Source organism: Acinetobacter sp. ANC_7503 (assembly GCF_056780035.1).
This window is the reverse complement of the sequence record NZ_JBWYJA010000013.1, coordinates 1-17,827: the sequence shown is the minus strand read 5'-3', so window position 1 is coordinate 17,827 and position 17,827 is coordinate 1. Positions and strand designations below refer to the sequence as shown.

Below are 17,827 nucleotides of genomic sequence, written 5' to 3'. Positions count from 1 at the left end.
GAAAGGGTTTTATGTAAATCTCAATGTTCTGAAGCGTCATTTTTTTTTTCATGCTGACTCAGAATTGAAACGTAATAGTTGTCCCAAATGATTCTAGGATCAAAACTCAGTGAGGCTAACATGGTCAAAACCACCACTGCACCAAAAGCGACTGCACCTGTGCCTGCTAAAATAGTTGCCAATGATTGAATTTGGATTAGTGCTGCGAGCATGGCGACAACGAAAACATCAATCATTGACCAACGGCCAATAAACTCCACGACTCTATACATGATCGAGCAATGCTTCGGTGAGAGGTGAATTTTTTTTGAGGCTTGTAAATGTACAGCACTGAGCAGGAGAGCAAGGATGACCAATTTCAGTAGTGGAATAAATATACTGGCAATAAAAATAACGGACGAAACGAAATAGTCACCACTTTTCCAGAAATAGATGACTCCACTCATAATCGTGTCTTGTTGACGACCAAGAATAGATTCTGTAATTGTCATCGGTAAAACATTAGCTGGTATATAAAGAATACTCGCTGCAATTAAATAAGCTAAAGTTCGTTCTAAACTTCGGGTTTTTCGGGTATGTAAGGGGCTATCACAACGAGTACAGCGGGATTTTCGTGCTTGTTCCATGGCCGACAAGGACGTCATGCGGTTGAGTGTTCCACAGCAATGACAAAGTGTGAGCTCAAGATCAATTGCACGCGGTGCAAGCGTTTCTAATGAGGCGGGTTTCTGCACAGGGTGTGGCGAATGCTTCATCTGATCGGGTTGATTCGTATGAGTGGAAGTAATGGTCATGAGATTTGATTTCCATCAATTACATTCCATAGATCCTTGATTTTGATTGATACTAAATAGACCAACAAAACACTTAAAATGGCAAATGCCCATAAGGCAATTCCAGGAATCACAACCACCATCCCCACTAATTTCACTAAGGTGACTAAAACGCCGATCAGAAAGACTTCAACCATTCCCCAAGCTCTCAATTGAAAAAGTGACCGTAATGCGAGTTTAAGTGATGCATACTGTTGGGTTGCAATAATATTTTTATTGAACATGGCCATCAAAAGAATATATCCCATCAGAAGTAAGTAGGCCAAGGGGACAATAAAAGTGGTCATCAGAATAAGAAAGCCTACAAAAGCACGATCTGCCTCGAACATTGCCCAAGCCGCACCCAATAATGTGGTTTCTGAATAAATGCCTTGGAGTTCAACTTTAACAATTGAAAAACTATTGGCAATCGCAAAGATAATTAACGCAGTACAGACTAAGGCCAACAGTGTGTTAAATGTTGGAATTTTACGATAGAGCTCGGAACCGCAAGCCGAACAATAGGCACGTTCATTCTTATATAAATCGGATTTACGAAAGAGCGTATCGCACTCTTCACAAGCAACATAATTTTGATTGATTTGCACCATTCTTACATCAGGAGCGAGTTTAGAATCCGATACAGTTTCTACATTCGTTTCAGACATCGTTGTCTCAACTTTTTCATCAATATTCTTGGTTTTTTATTTCTCCTTATAGTTTATATCGAGATTCAAAAGGTTTGCCTATGATTATTTTGTTGAATCGAGATACATACCTTTTTGGTTTGGCTTATCAGTGTGCAGTCATGTAACTCAACGAGGGTATAAAAGGGATTGAAATGCTAATTGATCAGCATTTGTCTAGTCAAAATGAGAGTGAGTCAAGTTTATATGATGAAATTAAATTAATATTAAATTCAATGATTCAGCATGAAATTCAAGATGTAGCGTGTGCTTCACATAAACTTCATATATCAAGAACTAGACTTTATTTAAATGATAAAGATCGATTGCTTAGTTTGGGATGACTGTATGTTGAAAAGCCTCATGCAATGGCTGGATAGTTGGTCCGTAAGCGTACCACATGATGCATTGACCTCTGAGAGTAAACAGATTCAATGGCTCAGAATAATTCCTTTTATCCTACTGCATCTTGCTTGTCTGGCAGTATTTTGGGTCGGGTTTTCTTGGTTTGCTTTTGCATTTATGTTGTTTTTTTATTTTATTCGCATGTTCGCAATCACGGCTTTTTTTCATCGTTATTTGTCACACAAAACTTTTCAAACTTCGAGATGGCTGCAATTTATCTTTATTTTAATTGGCACAATGAGTGCGCAGCGTGGACCATTATGGTGGGCAGCACATCATCGTTATCATCATCGTTATACAGATACTCCTCAAGATCCACATTCATCAACGCATGGATTTTGGTATAGCCATGTCGGTTGGTTTTTAAATGAATATAATTTTTCAACACGTAAAAGAGTCATTAAAGATTGGCTGAAGTTTCCGGAGCTGATTTGGTTAGATCGTTTTAGTTTGATGATCGTCTTAATAACGGCTATCGGAATTTATGGTCTTGGGGAATGGGCTGCTTGGATGTGGCCGCATTGGGGAACCAGTGGTTTACAGTTATTGGTATGGGGAGGCGCAATTTCAACTGTTCTGCTTATTCATGCCACATTGTGCATTAACTCACTGGCTCACCATTATGGAAGCCGAGATTTTGAGACGAATGATCATAGTCGCAACAACTTATTTTTATCTCTAATTACACTTGGTGAAGGCTGGCACAACAATCATCATTTTTATGCAGGAAGTACGCGCCAAGGGTTCTATTGGTGGCAGATCGATGTGACCTATTACATCTTAAAATTTATGTCATGGTTTGGCTTGGTTTGGGGAATGAAACCCATACCAGCTCGAGTTTATGAAGCAAGTAAAATTACGCGTTCGAAAAAGGCAAAACTCCAACATTCTCAAGTTCAGTCAAAGGAATCAAGATGAAAATTGCAATTATTGGATCGGGTATTTCAGGACTTTATGCTGCTTGGAAGTTGAGTAAGTTGCATGAGGTGACCGTATTTGAAAAGAATAATTATTTTGGGGGACATACTGATACTCATCAATTAAAGATCGATGGTGAGCAAGTTGCAGTGGATAGCGGATTCATTGTTTTTAATGAACACAACTATCCTTTATTTTGTGAGATGTTGAAGGAGCTTGGTGTACAAGCTCAAAGCAGCGATATGGGGTTTTCAGTTAATAATCAGGTCACAGGACTGCAATATAACCCTTCCAAGAAATTCTCATTATTGTTCAAACCACAGAATTTTTTAAAGACCCGCTTTAGAGCGATGCTGTCAGATTTATTCAGATTTTATGCAGCAAATAAAGATCTTGATGTGGATGAGACCGACCCGCATTACACTATTGAGCAATATCTTAACGAGCATGGATACTCGGATGCGTTTAGGCAAGAGCATCTCTATCCGATGTGCGGTGCATTATGGTCATGCCCAGTGGAGCAAGCAGGTCAGATTCCATATAAATTTGTAGTCAGTTTTTTTCAACATCATCGTATGTTGCAACTCAAAGATCGACCACAATGGTTAACCGTAAAAGGCGGGTCTTCTAAATATATCCGTGCAATTCAAACTCAAGCAAAGCATATTCAGTTTAAAAAAGTAGAAGTGAAGTCAGTTAAGCGCTCAGCAAATGACGTGAGTATTGAAACGGGGGAGGGAGTTGAACGGTTTGATTGGGTAGTATTTGCAAGTCATGCAGATGACACATTGAAGTTGCTCGCTGAACCAACGTTTAAAGAATCAGAAATATTAGAAAAATTTCAGTATCAAGACAATCATATGGTGTTGCATTCAGATACCAGCATTATGCCAAAATCAAAACGTCAGTGGGCAAGTTGGCATGTGCATGTCACACCGAATAGAGCGGGTCAAGTCACTCCATTTCAGCAAAGTAGTGTCCATTATGGATTTAGTTATTGGATGAATCAGCTACAAAATTTGAAATGTGAAACTCAGATTTTTGCGACATTAAATCCGAATTTTGATTTAGATCCAAACAAAGTCTGGGTTCAGCGTCACTATCGTCATCCTGTATTTAATGCGGAATCCATTGCAGCTCAGTCAAGATGGTCTGAAATAAACGGTTTAAATCGGACCTATTTTTGTGGTGCTTATTGGGGATGGGGCTTCCATGAAGATGGTGCAAGAAGTGCGTCATGGGTGGTTGAAGCCTTATTAAATTCATCGAATCAAGCCACTTAGGAGTACTTATGCAGCTGTATCCACTTGCAATTGCAGTTGCTGACATTCGTCATCGCCGTTACTTGCCTAAGCCTTATGCTTTTCAGAGTCAGCTGACGTATTTGTGGTTTGATCCAGAACAGCTCAAACACTTCGCGCAAACTTCGATACTTTGGTCAACGAAAAAATGGAACTTTCTGAGCCTCAATCCTGATGACTTCTTGGCAAACTATCAAGGCACGATTCGAGAGAAGGTTCTGCATGTGTTGGAAGAGCATACTTTAGAAGAGCCGACGGAGCTCGCTGAAATTCGGGTGTTGGCTTTGCCGCGCACGCTTGGCTTCAGATTTAATTCGGTGGTTTTTTATTTTCTATTTAATGCCCAGCAAAAATTACAGTTCATTCTCAGTGAAATCACCAATACACCCTGGTTAGAAAGACAGGTATATGTTCACGATTGTCGCACCGGGGGGGAGCAGCATTCCGAATATACGAGCTTCCACTTCCAGTTTGACAAAGCTTTTCACGTGTCACCCTTCATGCCAATGGATCTGAAGTATCAATGGACGTTTAGTTTGGCTGAAAAACAAAATTATGTGCTTATGCAATTGTTTAAAGAGGAAAAATTACAATTCGATGCATCAATGCGTTTTGAGTTAACTCCCATCACACTTCCTTCACAACTTCATCGCTATGCTGTTTTTAAACTATTTGAGCCGATCAAGATGGTTGCAGGTATTTATTATCATGCCTTTAAGCTTTGGATAAATAGAGTTCCATTTTATCGGCATCCCAATAAAACGAAGGATAAGCTGTGATATGAAATCATTGTTAATGGGAGAGCAATCTTCACTACCGTTGGTATTACGTCATTTACTGAAATTAAAACACGGCCAAATTCATTTTAAAGGGATTTGGGAGGGTTCAGTCGGTGAGGTGAGTGATCTAGACGCAGTGATTGAGGTCCATGATGCAAAGTTGATGGATCTACTTTTTCGTCAGGGGGTTCTTGGTGCAGCTGAAGGTTTCATTCAAGGATATTGGACGACACCAGATTTAGTGAAGATTGTGCGAATTCTTGCGAGAAATCGCGATATTTTAGATCGTATGAACCAAAGTGCCTTAGCAAAGGCGAGTCAACTCTTGCTCAAAACTTGGTATGCATCGCGTAAAAACTCATTGGAAGGTAGTCGCAAAAATATTGCTGAGCATTATGATTTAAGTAATGACTTTTTTAAGTTATTTCTTGATCCGAGCATGATGTACTCCAGCGCGGTATTCAAAGATCAATCTATGACTTTGGAACAAGCATCCGATTATAAAAAAGAAATCATATGCCAAAAATTGAAACTTCAACCGATGGATCATTTGGTTGAAATTGGCAGTGGATGGGGTGGTTTTGCGATCTATGCTGCGCAAAACTATGGTTGTAAAGTGACTACTATTACCATTTCTCAAGCTCAATATGACGAAGCTAAAGCTAGAATTGACGCTGCGGGTCTGTCTCATCGTGTTGAAGTTAAATTAAAAGATTATCGTTTACTTGAAGGTAAATTCGATAAATTGGTTTCAATTGAAATGATTGAAGCCGTTGGTGCTCAATATCTATCGACATATTTTGAAAAGTGTAGACAGCTGTTAAAACCTAATGGTTTGGCGCTTATTCAAGCCATCACCATTGAAGATGCGCGATATGAAAAGGCATTGAGTACGGTCGATTACATCAAAAGATACATTTTCCCAGGTAGTTTTATTCCTTGTATCAGCGTGATGACCAACGTTGCATCAGAACAAAAATTACGTCTAAAGCATCTTGAAGATATTGGTTTAAGTTATGCACAAACGATTCACTGCTGGCGTGAACGTTTTCTACAACAGCGTGAGCAAGTTTTAGCACTGGGTTTTGATGAAAACTTTATTCGCATGTGGGATTTTTATTTATGTTATTGCGAAGGAGGTTTTCTCGAAGGCGTCATTAGTGATGTGCATTTATTGTTTGAAGCAAGTCCATACTAAATCAGTGAGAGGACATCTCGATGTTGCTCAATTTATTTGTGATGAATGTTTTCCTGATGCTTTGTGCATGGATTTGGGTGACATTTAATCATCGTGCAGGTTTGGTCGATGTCATTTGGAGCTTTGGAATAGCTTTAAATGTCCTCATCGCAGCAAATGTAATGAATGAAGCCCCTACATCTGTTCGCATTTTTCTAGCGATCGCGAGTAGTCTTTGGTTTCTCCGTTTAGCATGGCATTTATTCAGAAGATATATCCGAGAAGATGCTGAGGACACGCGTTATGCCAATATGCGCCGTGCGATGGGAGACTTTCAACATTTAGGTTTTCTTCTCTTTTTTCTATTTCAGGCTGGGTTGATCTCCTTATTCTCATATCCAATGATCAAATTGCTCAGTATACCTGCGATGCAGTGGAGTAACTCGACAGAACTGCTGCTGCTGATTTCAGGATTAATCATGCTGGTTGCATTTATTGGTGAGGCACTCGCAGATCATCAGTTGTATCAATTTAAATTGAACCCGAATAATCGTGGCAAAACGATGGATCAAGGGTTATGGAAATATTCACGCCATCCGAATTACTTTTTTGAATGGATACATTGGTTTGCTTATCCAATCTTAGGTATAGCGGCGGGAACGCCTTGGTTGTGGATCTATCCAGTGTTGATGTGGCTCTTTTTGTACTACATCACGGGTATTCCATTTAGTGAACAGCAAGCGCTCAAAAATCGTGGTGCAAACTACAAGATGTACCAACAAAAAACATCAATGTTTCTTCCTTGGCCACCGAAAAAGTAGGTAATTACATGGATTCAATCGTTCAACAATCGTTAAAACTCATTGAAAGTGGCAAAGTTCCAGATCAAGTTATTCGTCTTGGTATCCAAGCACTTTGCAAAAAACGTCTTGAGCAAGAAGGTCGTTTTGACCCTGTATTCGCTTCACAGCGTTATATGGATGTATTAAGAGACTTGAAAAAAAGTGAAATCGCGATTGATACAGACAAGGCAAATGAACAACATTATGAATTGCCTACAGCATTCTTTCAGGCCGTGTTGGGCAAGCGTTTAAAGTACAGTGCCAGTTTATTCCATGATGCTAAAACCAGTTTAGATCAAGCTGAGGAAAATGCCCTGCAGGTCTACTGTGAACGTGCGCAGTTACAAGATGGTCAGGACATCTTAGAAATAGGCTGTGGTTGGGGATCACTCAGTTTGTATATGGCAGAGCATTATCCAAATGCCAACATTACGGTAGTATCAAACTCCAATACTCAACGTCTTCACATTCAACAACAAGCCAAAGAAAAGCAATTTAACAATTTGACAGTCATCACCTGTGATGTAAATCAACTCGAGTTGGAGCAAAACTCTTTTGATCGTGTTGTATCCGTTGAAATGTTTGAGCATGTTCGAAACTATCAGCGATTATTTGCCAATATTAGCCAATGGCTCAAAGCAGATGGTTTATTGTGGTGTCATATTTTCTGCCATCGATTTATTCACTATCCATTTGAAGTTAAAAATGATTATGACTGGATGTCTAAATATTTTTTTACAGGCGGTTTAATGCCTGCTGTTTCGACTTTCCTGCACTTTCAGGATCATTTACAGTTAGAAAACCAATGGCAATGGTCTGGACAACAGTATGAACATACAGCCAATGCATGGTTAAATAATATGGACCAAAAAAAGGACTTACTTAAACCACTATTTAAGCAAACTTATGGTCAAGATGCGGAAATCTGGTGGCAACGTTGGAGAATCTTTTTCATGGCTTGTGCAGAACTGTTTGGTTATGACAAAGGTCGTGAGTGGGTGATTGGCCATTATTTGTTTAAGAAGCGAGCTGTTTGAAGTTCAAACTAATTTTAGCGATAAGGTGAAGAGGGTACATGTCCATGATGAGGCTATTTAGGGATAAACGCGATCATCCTTTGGGTGAGGTGTTTAACCGCTATTATTGGCTACAAATTGGTCTTATTGCCTTGTCTATTGTGATTGGGATTGGTTGCAGTGCTTGGGTCATTAAAGGAACATTGCTGACCACAGCGCTCGAACAGGAGATGGAGCATTACTGGCAGCGTATGGAGCGTAATCCAGAAGCTGCTTTACCCGACACTAAAAATTTATATGGATATCGTTGGTCCGATGACGAGTTAGCCCCCTCTGAATTTCGTAATTTAAAACTCCAATCGGGTGTACATCGACACTATATCGATGGTAAAGACCGGATGACGGTTTATGGGACACGCAATGGTGAACACGTTTTTTTAGTGTTTGGTGAAAGTAATGTTAATAAGCTTATTTGGCTGTTTGGTTTAGCGCCACTCATGGTCAGCTTATTTTTGCTATACAGTGTGCTGTGGTGGTGGAATCGCCGTGCACGCCGCTATTTTTCGCCCATCACACGCTTAGCCAATGCACTCGAACATATCGATTGGGAACATCAGAATAATCGAGCATCACCATTTAAAGAAATTAAAACAGATTCTAATTTGGAGGCTGAATATCTCAAGCAAGCACTTGAAAAATATCATCAAGTTCTAAGCGAATTCATTCAGCGTGAAAGAGAGTTTACTGGCGATGTTAGTCATGAACTTCGAACACCGCTCACAATATTGAAGGGTAATGTACAACTTTGTCAGGCCCGTTATGGTGATAACAAATCCTTTACTCGATTGCAAAACACAATTGAAGATATGCAGTTATTGGTCGATACACTTTTGGCGATTGCTCGAAATACCACAAGTAATTTACAAAGTGAAAAAACACGCTTATCAGAACTGCTTCAAGATGTTGTAAGCGACTTGAATAGTGTCAGTTTGGCTAAAGGAATGAGTATCGATTTAAACATCGAAGTTGATGAGGTCAAACGTCATTTATATCCATCGATGACGAAAATGGTATTCAGCAATATTTTAAGAAATGCATTGAATTACTCTCAAGGCACAAGTATTAATGTCATTCTTGAAAAAAATAAAGTGTTGGTCGCAGATAATGGTATCGGGATTGATTTGCCGAATAACTCTAAGGTGCAAGAGTTAACGAATCAGCAGCTGCAACTCGATATCAAAGGTCATGGTATCGGGCTACAACTGGTTCAAAAATTATGTAAACAACTTGGCTGGAGAGTAGAGTTATTTGATCGTGAATACTATTTGATGACTCATCCAAAAGTTGACTTGTCACTCAGTTCAGGACTGATTGTGGTCGTTTACTTGAATGATCAGCCTCCAAAATAGTGTATTTGGGGGAATTTGATCTGAAGTGTGAATTCAGTAGTAACTAGTTTTATTCAACTGCGATCTTTAGACCTACCCCTGAAACGGTGTGTATTAATTTTTGTTCAAACGGCTTATCGACCATTTTTCTTAAATTATAGATATGGCTTCTGAGTGCATCGCTTTCTGGTTCTTCATCCCCCCATAACTCAAGCATGATCTCCTGTTTAGTGAGCACTTTAGGTGAGTTTCGCATAAGTAATTTTAAAAGTTTGAATTGAATAGGTGGCAGTTCGATCATTTGACCTGCACGTGTGATTTGTTGTAAAGCAGGGTCTAATGTGAGATCGTGAATTTTGATTTGGCTGTTAGATACTTCTCCTAATGAGCGTTTGATCAGTGCACGAACACGATAAACCAATTCATTGAAATCAAATGGTTTCACTAAATAATCATCTGTACCTGCTCGGAAACCTTTTAATTTATCATCCAAAGTATCACGAGCAGTCAGCATCAGTACTGGGAGGTCGAGTCCCTGTTCGTTGCGAAGCCATTTACACAGGTCATAACCTGTACCGTCAGGTAAATTAATATCTAACAGCAGAATATGATAAGGATGTTGTTTAAGCAGTTGACGTGCCACATCCAAATTACGCGCATGATCAACCACAAAATTATGCTCTTCTAAAAATTCACATAATGTTGAAGCAAGTTCGTAATGATCTTCGACCATTAAAATAAAATGTTTAGTCATGTCGACACGATTAGTCCAATAATTGCTTTTTTAAAGTATCACTAAATGGAGACGAACCCAGCCAAATATTAAAATAATCATTGGCATTCATGTATTGAATTTTACCCAAAATTTTTTGATTTAGACTCAAAGTTAAAGTCTGGGTCGTATGGGTATAGCTTAGACTGTAAATATCACCAGATCGAACGGGTTGATACAATTGTGTGATCTGGTCAAGCTGTTTCAACGTATTGGCTTGTTTGACATTTCGTTTGAGAAAGTGCGTTGCAGCCTTTTTAAAAGCCCATTCTGGAATATTTTGAGTATAAGCAAAGTCCATGCGAATATCTTGATTCTTCCAAGTGCTTTGACAATTTTGAGCGAAATAAGTTGCTTTACCGACATTTTTTTGTCCGACTTTGAGGTCTCCTTGACCACACTCACGCACACTTTGTGCATGCGCGAGTGGTAAGAAGAATAGATTCAAAGCAGAGAGGGCCATTATTGCGATTTTTTGAAAGGTAATAACCATGCGTATAACCCTCCAGCATATGGTAGTGAGCGAAATAAGCCATCAGCTGGGTCCCAAAAGTCTTGCTGGAACACAATTTTGTCTTGCTCATTGAGTTTTATTTCACTAATTCCATGTGATTCCATGCTTCGAGTCGTGCCGAAGATTTTAAAATCATATGCCATACGCCAATGCACATAGGCTGAGTCGTCAAAATGTGATGTGTTGAGCAATTTGACTGAAACATTACTGACACGGTTATTCATACCTTTGAAATGTTCGACTAGATTTTCACGCTTACTAAATTGTGAAAGTGTGTCATTGATATATAAACTGTCAGCATACAGATTGCTTGCTCGGTTAGTGAATTCAGGTGTACCTAAAGTATTGAATGCACTGGTAAAACGAACCCCTATATCTTGAGCTTTGGCAGGCGTCATGGTGATGCCTTGAACTGTCGATCTTGCTTGAGCATAATCATCAGAGTAACTTGGAATGCTTGCACAGCCTGATAAAAAGAGTAGAGGAAGGCTCAATGTCGCAGCCACAATTTTTTTGACGTGTTTCATGATCTCAATCCACTAATTTATTCTTATTTTTTAATCTACTGGCAATCTTGTGAAATGGATGTGAAATTAAAATATGAGCTGTGTTCGATGAAAGGTATTTGTGTTAAAGGGAGTTCCGTTGAACTCCCTTTAACTTTGTTTTATTTAAATTTCCAAGTGTAATCAATGTTGACACGCATTTCGTCATCCGACTTAAATGCCATACCTACTGGTGGGATATCGTTACGGTAGCGACTATAACGTGTACGAATATTTAAACCTTCGAGTTTACCCGTTGGAACACGATAGCTGAGCTCGAAATCAAGAGCATCTTGTTCAAACGTCTGATTGTCGGTGTTACGAATTTCAATATCATCGCCTTTACTATAACGAGTCATAAACTTTAGACCTTTCAATGAAGTGTCTTTAAAGTCATAGTCATAGCGTGCGTGATAGACTTTTTCATTAATGTTGGTGAAATCAGCACTCATACTATCTAAGAACACTGCTGGCTCTGAACCCGCTAAGGTCGGAAGAGCTGTATCACCAAAAGACTGCATATAGCCCAAACTGAAAGTATGATTGTTACGGTTAAGCCCAAAAATACCGCTCAAATGTTGATTTTCAATATGTCCTGCACGAGCTTCACCTGAGTCTTCACTCACAAACAGGCGTACATCCCCTAATAAATGCCCAATACCTATATCATGTTTGCTTTTTGCACCAATGAAATTTTGGTGATAAACATCATGAAGGGTGGCATGAAAGAGTTGCGCACTAATTTGATCGTTAAATTTATATTCAGCACCAAGCATGTGTAAGCCAGATGATTCAGCAGCAGTCTTAAATCGATTATTAGGATTGCCAACTTTAATTTTTTCATAATCTGTTGAATCACGTTGATTCACACGATCCACATACAGGGCATGAATTTTCAAATTATCCACTTCATTGATTTGAAGATGTGTACCTCGATAATTTTGCTGGAATAAACGAGCTGGTGAAGAGAACAAAACAGGGAACATTGGTGCGAGTGTACCCCCATGTAAAGTCGATTTGCCCACTTTCGCTTTTGCCGTCCAGCGAATTTCTCCATACTGATCAGCTTTACCTGATGGACTGCTTGGCAGTAATCCCGAAGCTGCATAATCATCGGCATCACTGCCTAAAAGATTAAAACCTGCCAGTGCCATAATGTCTAAACCTAGTCCTAAGGTACCTGGTGTATAGCCTGAATTAGCTTTAAAGATAAAACCTTGAGCCCAGTCTTTCTGATCTTTACCTGATGCATCTTGTGTATATGCGCGATCAAAATAAAAATTGCGAGCTGTTAGATTGACTGATGAATCATCTATAAATGAATTTGCTTGCGTTGTTGATAGAAATCCAGACGCAATTACCCCTAAAAAGATTGCAGAAAATCTCATTATTGTCCCTATATGAAAAGTGGAGCTAGACGTCTTGTCTAGCTCTAAAGTATTTAAAAAATGATTATGCAGATGTTGGTTGTTGGAAATGCAATTGTGCAGTTTCTTTATTTTTGAGTTTTGAAATGCTTAATACCATGATAATGGCTGCAACGAATGCCAACGCATAATAACCGTAAAGTACAAGTGATGAGATACCACTGTCGAGGAAAGCACCTGCAACTAGTGGAGACAAAATACCGCCTACACGACCAAAACCAATCGCATAACCTACACCAGTCGCACGAACATCAGCATCATAGATTGCAGGAGACATCGCATATAGACCTGCGACACATCCGTTTGACATCATGCCAAGGAATAAAGCAAGAATGAATGCGATCATGAGTGAACCAGTACTGTTCACAAATAACCAGATCAAGATTGCAGTTAAGGCAAGGAAAGCCGCTTGAACATAGTAAATACGGATACGTGAACTAATCAGACCTAACAGCGCAGCACCAAACATACCGCCAGCACTAATCAGGACACCTGCTGTTACACCTTGTTCAGTGGTCATCCCATTTGCAGATAAGATTTTTGGTGTCCAACTCATGACGAAGTAGAAACCAAACATAACGAAGAAGAAGCTAAACCAGATACAAATCGTTTGAAGTGCCAATTTAGGGCTGAACAAACGTGCCAAACCACTCTTTGCTTGTTCGCTGGTCATAGTGACCGTAGGAAGTTGCTGTAATGGGGTAATATTGATTTTCTTTGCTAAAACATTAATACGTTCTAGAGCATTTTTTGGCTGTTTAACCAAAAGGTAATCAAGTGATTCTGGTAAGGTGAAATAAGACACGACCAACATGAATAAAGTCGCTAAACCACCTGTTAAGAAGACTGCACGCCATCCGAAATTGCTGATAAGCGCAATTGCAATAATCCCACCAACGGTTGCACCAATCGCGTAACCTGTACATTGTAAGCTGACTGCGAGACTTCTCCAACGCAGAGATGCGTACTCACTTGCAATAACATTACTACTTGCGAGAATACCGCCGATGCCTAAACCAGTCACAAAACGCATCATGCCAAGTTGCATTGCAGTCTGAGCAAATGATGCTGCAACCATACTTACTCCAGAGATAAGTAGGCAAAGTAAGATGAGTGGGCGGCGACCGATTTTGTCAGCCCAAGGTGCAAGAAATAGTGAGCCAGCACCCATACCAAATAGGCCAGCACTCAATAGTGCACCAAGTTCAGCGCCAGTCAGTCCCCACTCGGCAGAAACAGATGCAGCAGTAAAGGCCATGACAAGAACGTCAAAGCCATCAATAACATTTAATAAAATACAGATACCGATAACAAACCACTGAAACCCATTCATGGTCTTGTTATTCATTTCCTCACGCGGGTTCTGAACCATTTACTTTCTCCATGGAATAAGACCTCATTGAAAAGCACTACGTGTGGCATGTGATTACATGTCATAAACGTAGGCAGACTTCAGAAGTCATCCTAGTAATGTTTAAGGTGTTCATCGCAGTCAGAACCCGTCCATATTCTGGTATTGATGAAATAATCAACACGTCTGCAATGTGCATGAATTTAGCATTATTGGATCCAAATTCAAGCAAAAAAATATTAACTTAGATATATTTTAGATTAAATGGATCCATATTTGCGAAGAAGTACTTGAAAAATATACTAAAGTACTAGGGATTAAAAAAATGAACGCCTCAGTTAAAGAAAGGAAAAAAATCTTAAAAGTTCATTCGAATCTTCCGAATTTTATAAAATAGCGCGCAAATCATGAGCTACTTGTTTAAGCTGGGGCAAAATATTTTGGATTAAATATGTTTCTGTAATTCTGTGGCTGGATCCGATACAGTTGAGTGCGGCTACAGTATCACCTTGCATGTTGAGAATAGGGACAGCTAAAGCAATAATTCCCAATTCATGTTCTTCTGTAGAAATGCAATAGTCCTGTTTTTGAACAGTTGCAATAGTGTTTATAAACTTTTGATGATCTATGATGGTAAAAGGCGTTAATCTCTTGAGTGGATATTGTGCAAGCCATTGATTAAGTTCATCATGGCTCAATCTTGAGAGTAGTATTTTACCTGTTGAGGTGGCGTAGGCTGGAAGGCGATTACCTAGATGAATACCCAACGGACTCATTTTAGATGATTCGTTCTGTTGAGGAACACTTTTCGCAACAGGTACTACTTCATGTTCATCGAGTACCGTGACTGAATAGCTCAGTGCAGTTTTGATACTGAGTAAATTCAGCATAGGTTGAGCGACTTTTGGCAAATATGCAGAGCTTAGATAAGCACTTGAAAAGCGTAAAACTTTGTAGGTGAGCCAATAAAAATGTTCATCTGTGTCTAAATAACCTAAAAATTTTAAAGTTCTTAAATATCGTCGTGCTGCGCTTCGACTCAATCCTGTACGTTCAGCAATTTGGGTGACATTTAATTTTTGACGTTCAACACCAAAGCACTCTAATAGATTCAAACCTTTAGCAAGGCCTGCAATATAATCATCATATTGAATTACTTCTTTATTTTTAGCATTTGAAATCAATTCATTGCGCATGATATTGCTCTGATTTACACCCTTTAATTCTGATATCTTGTCCGATGATCGGTCATTTGTCACTAAATTCGGTCGTATTTAGGGCTAAAGTCTAGTACCTCAGTTGGAATTTCATTAGGTTTTACAAAAGGAAAAAAATTGAGGGTGTTTGCAATATGGAAATTTTAAAAACCAAAGTCGCGATTATTGGTTCAGGTCCAGCAGGTTTATTACTCGGTCAACTGCTATATAAAGCGGGTATTGATCATATTTTAATTGAACAGCGTAGTGCTGAATATGTTGCCAGTCGTATCCGTGCTGGGATTTTAGAGCAAGTTTCAGTAGATTTATTGACTGAAGCTGGTGTAGATCAGCAACTCCGTGAAAAAGGGTTACCTCATCAGGGTATTGAAATTCTAACCAATGGTGAAAAGCACCGTGTTGATTTAACGCAGTTGACGGGTGGTAAACAAGTTACGGTATATGGCCAAACTGAAGTCACCAAAGATTTAATGCAGGCTCGCACAGCGGCTCAACTCACTTCATACTATGAATCAGCTAACGTTCAAGTACATGATTTCTACGGTCAACCAAGTGTTACTTTTGAGCATAATGGTCAGCAAGTTAAAGTTGAATGTGATTTTATCGCAGGTTGTGATGGGTACCATGGTGTGTGCCGTGCCAGTGTGCCAGAAGACAAAATTAAAACTTTTGAGAAAGTCTATCCATTTGGCTGGTTAGGGGTATTGGCAGATGTACCTCCTGTTGCGGAGGAACTAATTTATGTGCAATCTGATCGTGGATTTGCATTATGCAGTATGCGTTCTAACACGAGAAGTCGCTATTATCTACAAGTACCGTTAACGGATAAAGTTGAAAATTGGTCAGATGAGCAATTTTGGGAAGAGTTAAAAAATCGTCTAGATCCTGAAAGCCGTGAAAAGCTCGTGACTGGTCCATCAATTGAGAAGAGTATTGCGCCATTACGTAGTTTTGTCACTGAGCCAATGCGTTTTGGTAAAATGTTCTTGGCGGGTGATGCTGCTCATATTGTACCGCCAACAGGAGCTAAAGGTTTAAACCTCGCTGCATCTGATATTGCGTATCTTTCTCAAGCTCTCATTGAATATTATCAAACGGGTTCTGAGCAGGGGATTGAGCAGTATTCTGAAAATTGCTTAAAACGTGTATGGAAAGCAGAGCGTTTCTCTTGGTGGATGACTCATTTATTACATCGTTTTGAGACAGAAACCGAATTCGAGCATAAAATCAAACAAGCTGAATTAAGTTATATTCTTGGTTCAGAAGCAGGGCAAACTACGCTTGCTGAAAACTATGTTGGACTACCACTCCAAAAAGCGAGTTAATCCTCGAAGTTAAGCTTAATCCATTGGCTAATTTTTAGCACACACCAAATTGTTCCACAATTTGGTGTGTTTTTTTATTAAACAAATTGTCTAAATTCAATCGAGGTTTGCTGTAATAAGGGCAGAATATACTGAATTAAATATTCCTTACTGGTTTTACCTGTCGGTGACACAATGTTCAATGCTGCGACAACATCAGCACGATGATTGTGAATAGGTACAGCCAAAGCATGTACGCCTAACTCATGTTCTTCAGCTGAGTAACAATATTCATCAGCTCTAACTTCTGCTAATAATTTTATAAATTTCTCATTATCGGTATACGTATATTTGGTGAGTGCTTTGAGTGGATATTTTTCCAACCATTCTTGTTGTGCTTCCTTGGATAAATAACTTAATAAAATTTTCCCTGCAGATGTCGCATGAGCGGGTAGTCGGTTACCTAAATGTAATCCATAAGGATTAACACGATCAGTCTGTTGATGCGCTGCACTACGTGCAATCGTAATAGCTTCGTAGCCATCTAATACCATCACGGAATAAATGAGAGAGGTTTGCTGAGTAAGTAAATTCAACAATGGCTGAGCAATTTTAGGCAGCTGTGCACCACTTAAATATGCACCTGAAAATTTTAAAATTTTAGGTGTTAAATAATAGTAATGACCATCAAACTCTAAATAACCTAAATATTCTAAAGTCATTAAATGTCGCCTTGCAGCGGCTCGAGTCAACCCTGTTTTTTCTGCAGCCATGGTCACATTTAAACGGTGACGGTCATTTGCAAAACAATCCAAGATAGCAAGTCCTTTGCTGATACCTGCAATAAAGTCTTCATGACGAATCCACTTTTTATTATCTGGATTTTGAAGTTGTCTGTTCCTTGAGTCTGATTCTGTAGACACAGCATTTTCCTTGCTATTTTAAAAATTGAATTATTGATGCTGATTTAGAATCTTGAGCAATATACTCAAGATATTGTTCGATCATCGAACAAAAAATCTGTAAATCGTACAAAAACCTTTTTTCAAGGTAGCTCAAGCTTTTTAATTTATCAAGAATGGAGTGACGGAATCCAAGCGATTTAGTTGCATATTTCAATCTCCGTCCAGATTGAAATTGCGCTAATCGTGGATTCCCCAAATATTAAAATATGTTGTACAGAGGGAGTTGTTGGATGATCGATAAATCGTCACAGTCTTTAGTTGAAGCTTTATTCCAAATTAAAGACGGTTCAACCATTATGATTGGTGGGTTTGGTACTGCAGGTCAGCCTGCTGAACTCATCGATGGCTTAATTGAACTCGGTATTAAAGACTTAGTGATCGTCAACAACAACGCAGGTAATGGTGATT

18 protein-coding genes are annotated in these 17,827 nt (G+C 39.2%); 9 read left to right on the top strand and 9 right to left on the bottom strand.

What is annotated here, in order from left to right; all coding sequences use genetic code 11:
- Nucleotides 1–20: 20 nt before the first annotated feature.
- Together AC1M9M_RS13075 and AC1M9M_RS13070 are read right to left on the bottom strand one after the other, a co-directional pair.
- Nucleotides 21–755 (bottom strand): paraquat-inducible protein A, encoded by a 735-nt coding sequence (locus AC1M9M_RS13075; RefSeq protein WP_481596570.1) that lies wholly within the window; start codon nt 753–755, stop codon nt 21–23.
- 35 nt (nt 756–790) lie between these two features.
- Nucleotides 791–1,423 carry a paraquat-inducible protein A gene (locus AC1M9M_RS13070; RefSeq protein ID WP_481596569.1) on the bottom strand — a complete coding sequence of 211 codons (633 nt, stop codon included), beginning with the start codon at nt 1,421–1,423 and terminating at the stop codon, nt 791–793.
- A 423-nt stretch (nt 1,424–1,846) separates the two neighbouring features.
- Between AC1M9M_RS13070 and AC1M9M_RS13065 the strand changes: the two genes are divergently transcribed.
- From AC1M9M_RS13065 to AC1M9M_RS13035, 7 genes are read left to right on the top strand one after another with little or no spacing between them, the layout of a single operon-like run.
- On the top strand, nt 1,847–2,821 hold the full coding sequence (locus tag AC1M9M_RS13065) for an acyl-CoA desaturase (RefSeq protein ID WP_481596548.1): 975 nt from the start codon (nt 1,847–1,849) through the stop codon (nt 2,819–2,821).
- Nucleotides 2,818–4,104 (top strand): NAD(P)/FAD-dependent oxidoreductase, encoded by a 1,287-nt coding sequence (locus tag AC1M9M_RS13060; RefSeq protein WP_481596547.1) that lies wholly within the window; start codon nt 2,818–2,820, stop codon nt 4,102–4,104. Before AC1M9M_RS13065 ends, AC1M9M_RS13060 begins: the two co-directional genes overlap by 4 nt.
- An 8-nt stretch (nt 4,105–4,112) precedes the next feature.
- Nucleotides 4,113–4,901 carry a DUF1365 domain-containing protein gene (locus AC1M9M_RS13055; RefSeq protein WP_481596546.1) on the top strand — a complete coding sequence of 263 codons (789 nt, stop codon included), beginning with the start codon at nt 4,113–4,115 and terminating at the stop codon, nt 4,899–4,901.
- A gap of 1 nt (nt 4,902) precedes the next feature.
- Nucleotides 4,903–6,099 carry an SAM-dependent methyltransferase gene (locus AC1M9M_RS13050; protein ID WP_035269391.1) on the top strand — a complete coding sequence of 399 codons (1,197 nt, stop codon included), beginning with the start codon at nt 4,903–4,905 and terminating at the stop codon, nt 6,097–6,099.
- Nucleotides 6,100–6,119: 20 nt separating this feature from the next.
- Nucleotides 6,120–6,899 (top strand): DUF1295 domain-containing protein, encoded by a 780-nt coding sequence (locus AC1M9M_RS13045; RefSeq protein ID WP_481596545.1) that lies wholly within the window; start codon nt 6,120–6,122, stop codon nt 6,897–6,899.
- A gap of 8 nt (nt 6,900–6,907) precedes the next feature.
- A complete protein-coding gene (locus AC1M9M_RS13040; RefSeq protein WP_180028022.1) occupies nt 6,908–7,957 on the top strand; it encodes an SAM-dependent methyltransferase in 1,050 nt (349 codons plus the stop codon).
- Between the two features lie 44 nt (nt 7,958–8,001).
- On the top strand, nt 8,002–9,345 hold the full coding sequence (locus tag AC1M9M_RS13035; protein WP_481591954.1) for a sensor histidine kinase: 1,344 nt from the start codon (nt 8,002–8,004) through the stop codon (nt 9,343–9,345).
- A gap of 49 nt (nt 9,346–9,394) precedes the next feature.
- Here the strand turns inward: AC1M9M_RS13035 and AC1M9M_RS13030 are convergent, their stop codons facing one another.
- From AC1M9M_RS13030 to AC1M9M_RS13005, 6 genes are all read right to left on the bottom strand, one after another.
- Nucleotides 9,395–10,078, bottom strand: a complete 684-nt coding sequence (locus AC1M9M_RS13030) for a response regulator transcription factor (protein WP_481596544.1) — start codon at nt 10,076–10,078, stop codon at nt 9,395–9,397.
- Nucleotides 10,079–10,088: 10 nt separating this feature from the next.
- Nucleotides 10,089–10,589, bottom strand: a complete 501-nt coding sequence (locus AC1M9M_RS13025) for a chalcone isomerase family protein (protein ID WP_481596543.1) — start codon at nt 10,587–10,589, stop codon at nt 10,089–10,091.
- Nucleotides 10,559–11,137: a nuclear transport factor 2 family protein gene (locus tag AC1M9M_RS13020; protein ID WP_171260728.1), complete on the bottom strand. Its 579-nt coding sequence runs from the start codon at nt 11,135–11,137 to the stop codon at nt 10,559–10,561. Before AC1M9M_RS13020 ends, AC1M9M_RS13025 begins: the two co-directional genes overlap by 31 nt.
- Before the next feature lie 140 nt (nt 11,138–11,277).
- Entirely contained in the window at nt 11,278–12,543 is a 1,266-nt protein-coding gene (locus AC1M9M_RS13015; RefSeq protein ID WP_481596542.1) for an OprD family outer membrane porin, read from the bottom strand.
- 64 nt (nt 12,544–12,607) lie between these two features.
- Complete coding sequence (locus AC1M9M_RS13010) at nt 12,608–13,954, bottom strand: MFS transporter (RefSeq protein ID WP_481594067.1); 1,347 nt, start codon at nt 13,952–13,954, stop codon at nt 12,608–12,610.
- A gap of 365 nt (nt 13,955–14,319) precedes the next feature.
- Complete coding sequence (locus tag AC1M9M_RS13005; protein ID WP_180000496.1) at nt 14,320–15,129, bottom strand: IclR family transcriptional regulator domain-containing protein; 810 nt, start codon at nt 15,127–15,129, stop codon at nt 14,320–14,322.
- A gap of 155 nt (nt 15,130–15,284) precedes the next feature.
- On the opposite strand from AC1M9M_RS13005, the gene pobA reads away from it, so the two are divergent.
- Nucleotides 15,285–16,475 carry a 4-hydroxybenzoate 3-monooxygenase gene (pobA, locus tag AC1M9M_RS13000; RefSeq protein ID WP_481590765.1) on the top strand — a complete coding sequence of 397 codons (1,191 nt, stop codon included), beginning with the start codon at nt 15,285–15,287 and terminating at the stop codon, nt 16,473–16,475.
- Nucleotides 16,476–16,552: 77 nt separating this feature from the next.
- On the opposite strand, the gene pcaU is transcribed toward pobA, so the two are convergent.
- Complete coding sequence (gene pcaU, locus AC1M9M_RS12995) at nt 16,553–17,377, bottom strand: IclR family transcriptional regulator PcaU (RefSeq protein WP_180028016.1); 825 nt, start codon at nt 17,375–17,377, stop codon at nt 16,553–16,555.
- Nucleotides 17,378–17,649: 272 nt separating this feature from the next.
- Here pcaU and AC1M9M_RS12990 point away from each other — a divergent pair.
- A partial coding sequence (locus tag AC1M9M_RS12990; RefSeq protein WP_481596568.1) for a CoA-transferase occupies nt 17,650–17,827 on the top strand: 178 nt, incomplete at its 3' end.

What these genes read in the sequence shown, in the direction of transcription:
- AC1M9M_RS13075 (WP_481596570.1), bottom strand. Translation starts at nt 755, where the DNA reads ATGAAGCATTCGCCACACCCTGTGCAGAAACCCGCCTCATTAGAAACG.
- AC1M9M_RS13070 (WP_481596569.1), bottom strand. Translation starts at nt 1,423, where the DNA reads ATGGTGCAAATCAATCAAAATTATGTTGCTTGTGAAGAGTGCGATACG.
- AC1M9M_RS13065 (WP_481596548.1), top strand. Translation starts at nt 1,847, where the DNA reads ATGTTGAAAAGCCTCATGCAATGGCTGGATAGTTGGTCCGTAAGCGTA.
- AC1M9M_RS13060 (WP_481596547.1), top strand. Translation starts at nt 2,818, where the DNA reads ATGAAAATTGCAATTATTGGATCGGGTATTTCAGGACTTTATGCTGCT.
- AC1M9M_RS13055 (WP_481596546.1), top strand. Translation starts at nt 4,113, where the DNA reads ATGCAGCTGTATCCACTTGCAATTGCAGTTGCTGACATTCGTCATCGC.
- AC1M9M_RS13050 (WP_035269391.1), top strand. Translation starts at nt 4,903, where the DNA reads ATGAAATCATTGTTAATGGGAGAGCAATCTTCACTACCGTTGGTATTA.
- AC1M9M_RS13045 (WP_481596545.1), top strand. Translation starts at nt 6,120, where the DNA reads ATGTTGCTCAATTTATTTGTGATGAATGTTTTCCTGATGCTTTGTGCA.
- AC1M9M_RS13040 (WP_180028022.1), top strand. Translation starts at nt 6,908, where the DNA reads ATGGATTCAATCGTTCAACAATCGTTAAAACTCATTGAAAGTGGCAAA.
- AC1M9M_RS13035 (WP_481591954.1), top strand. Translation starts at nt 8,002, where the DNA reads ATGATGAGGCTATTTAGGGATAAACGCGATCATCCTTTGGGTGAGGTG.
- AC1M9M_RS13030 (WP_481596544.1), bottom strand. Translation starts at nt 10,078, where the DNA reads ATGACTAAACATTTTATTTTAATGGTCGAAGATCATTACGAACTTGCT.
- AC1M9M_RS13025 (WP_481596543.1), bottom strand. Translation starts at nt 10,589, where the DNA reads ATGGTTATTACCTTTCAAAAAATCGCAATAATGGCCCTCTCTGCTTTG.
- AC1M9M_RS13020 (WP_171260728.1), bottom strand. Translation starts at nt 11,137, where the DNA reads ATGAAACACGTCAAAAAAATTGTGGCTGCGACATTGAGCCTTCCTCTA.
- AC1M9M_RS13015 (WP_481596542.1), bottom strand. Translation starts at nt 12,543, where the DNA reads ATGAGATTTTCTGCAATCTTTTTAGGGGTAATTGCGTCTGGATTTCTA.
- AC1M9M_RS13010 (WP_481594067.1), bottom strand. Translation starts at nt 13,954, where the DNA reads ATGGTTCAGAACCCGCGTGAGGAAATGAATAACAAGACCATGAATGGG.
- AC1M9M_RS13005 (WP_180000496.1), bottom strand. Translation starts at nt 15,129, where the DNA reads ATGCGCAATGAATTGATTTCAAATGCTAAAAATAAAGAAGTAATTCAA.
- pobA (WP_481590765.1), top strand. Translation starts at nt 15,285, where the DNA reads ATGGAAATTTTAAAAACCAAAGTCGCGATTATTGGTTCAGGTCCAGCA.